Source organism: Pseudovibrio axinellae, from assembly GCF_900110875.1.
GTDB lineage: Bacteria > Pseudomonadota > Alphaproteobacteria > Rhizobiales > Stappiaceae > Pseudovibrio > Pseudovibrio axinellae.
The window spans coordinates 1-1,927 of the sequence record NZ_FOFM01000074.1 but is presented as its reverse complement, the minus strand read 5'-3'; the positions used below and the strand labels follow the sequence as shown (position 1 = coordinate 1,927).

Sequence of the window (1,927 nt, the reverse complement as noted above, 5' to 3'; positions counted from 1 at the left end):
ATGCCGCGCTCCAGCAGCATCTCCTCAACCTCGCGCAGGCTGAGGGAGAAGCGGTGATAGAGCCAAACAACGTGAGCGATAATTTCGGGTGGAAAACGATCGTGTTTGTAACTGATCGGAGCACAAGTCATATTGCCCAACTACCAATCGAAGCTGGAGCCAAAGTTAACTTGATAACACCGTTTGAAGGGCATGAAAAAATCTTGGCTGATGAAAACTCCCGAAGCAATACGCTCTAAAGCCGGAATATTGCAACACCGCCTACCAACACTGCGATGAGAAAATCGCAGTGTTGGTATCTTCAGCTCAATTAAACAAACTGGAAGTCGTCGACGTGCAGATCTGAGACAAGAACGCCTTTGAGTATCACCGAATTGCTTTCATTCACACGAATGACGGTATCGCTGCCATTATTACCGGCTGCTGTGAGCAAATCCTCAAAGCTTGCAAATAGGTCGGTACCAAAACCGATGACGTCATCTGACCCTGCTCCGGCTGTAAAATCGCCAATGACGTCGTTACCGAAGTTGATATCAGAAAAGATGAAGGTGTCAGATCCTGCCCCACCAAACATATTGTCTCCAAGACCGGTGCCAGAAATTAAATCATCACCATCCGTGCCGTGGAGTTCCACCCGGCCATCATCTCGCACCTTAATCCCGCTCAGCACCGACCCGTCAGCAAATTCAAAACGCTCGATGATCTGGCCGTGATTGGAGATACTCAACCTGTCGGTACCGCTACCAGTCTGCCAGCTGAAGTTCAGCACCGTGCCATAGGGCTCATCAGCGGCAGAACCAGTGGTGCTGAGGCTAAGACCAGCCAGGCTCAGGTCGGTGAACCGCACCGTGTCGATGCCGTCCTCGATGCCTTCATGGAGCATGGTGCTGCCGCCACCAGAACCGAACAGATAGGTGTCGTTGCCGCCAGCGCCGCGCAAGTGTTGCGAGCCGCCGACCCCGGCGCCAGCACTCAAGGTATCATTGCCGGCACCACCATAGACAAAGTCGTCGTAGGCAGTGCCATAGATTACCGAATCTTGGCCATCTGCCAGACCGTAAAGTTCCACCCGGCCATCGTCACGCCAGCTGACCCCGCCGAGCACCGACCCGTCAGCAAACTCAAAACGCTCGATGATCTGGCCGTGATTGGAGATCCTCAACCTGTCGGTACCGCTACCAGTCTGCCAGCTGAAGTTCAGCACCGTGCCATAGGGCTCATCAGCGGCAGAACCAGTGGTGCTGAGGCTAAGACCAGTCAGGCTCAGGTCGGTGAACCGCACCGTGTCGATGCCGTCCTCGATGCCTTCATGGAGCATGGTGCTGCCGCCACCAGAACCGAACAGATAGGTGTCGTTGCCGCCAGCGCCGCGCAAGTGTTGCGAGCCGCCGACCCCGGCGCCAGCACTCAAGGTATCATTGCCGGCACCACCATAGACAAAGTCGTCGTAGGCAGTGCCATAGATTACCGAATCTTGACCATCTGCCAGACCGTAAAGTTCCACCCGGCCATCGTCACGCCAGCTGACCCCGCCGAGCACCGACCCGTCAGCAAACTCAAAACGCTCGATGTGCTGTCCCATATCCGCAATACGCAGTTCTCCGGACTGACCATCTTTGTCCCAGGAGAAGCGCAGGACCTGACCTTGTGTTTCATAATCAAAACTGTCGATTGTAAGATCAGAAAGTTTTAGGTCCTTGAAGTGCAGGGTATCCGTCCCGCTGCTGGACCATTCGGCACTACGAGAGATCCAGAGCTGCCCATCATCTTTCCCAATCAGATAAGTGTCATCCCCTTCCTGACCGCGCAAGTGTTGCCAGGAACTGGTGTACCCGCCAGCATCAAGAATATCATTGCCAGCCCCTGCATAGATAATGTTCGAAACCGGTGTCCCGATGATGTAATCATTGCCGGAGGTACCATCAAG

At 54.3% G+C, this 1,927-nt stretch carries 1 protein-coding gene and 1 pseudogene; both read right to left on the bottom strand.

From position 1 onward, the window contains the following. A pseudogene (locus BMZ51_RS23545) lies at positions 1-131 on the bottom strand (IS6 family transposase); the annotation flags it as partial. A 179-nt stretch (positions 132-310) separates the two neighbouring features. Continuing rightward, positions 311-1,927, bottom strand: a 1,617-nt coding sequence (locus BMZ51_RS23540) for a calcium-binding protein (RefSeq protein WP_280142306.1), incomplete at its 5' end; no start/stop codon positions are given.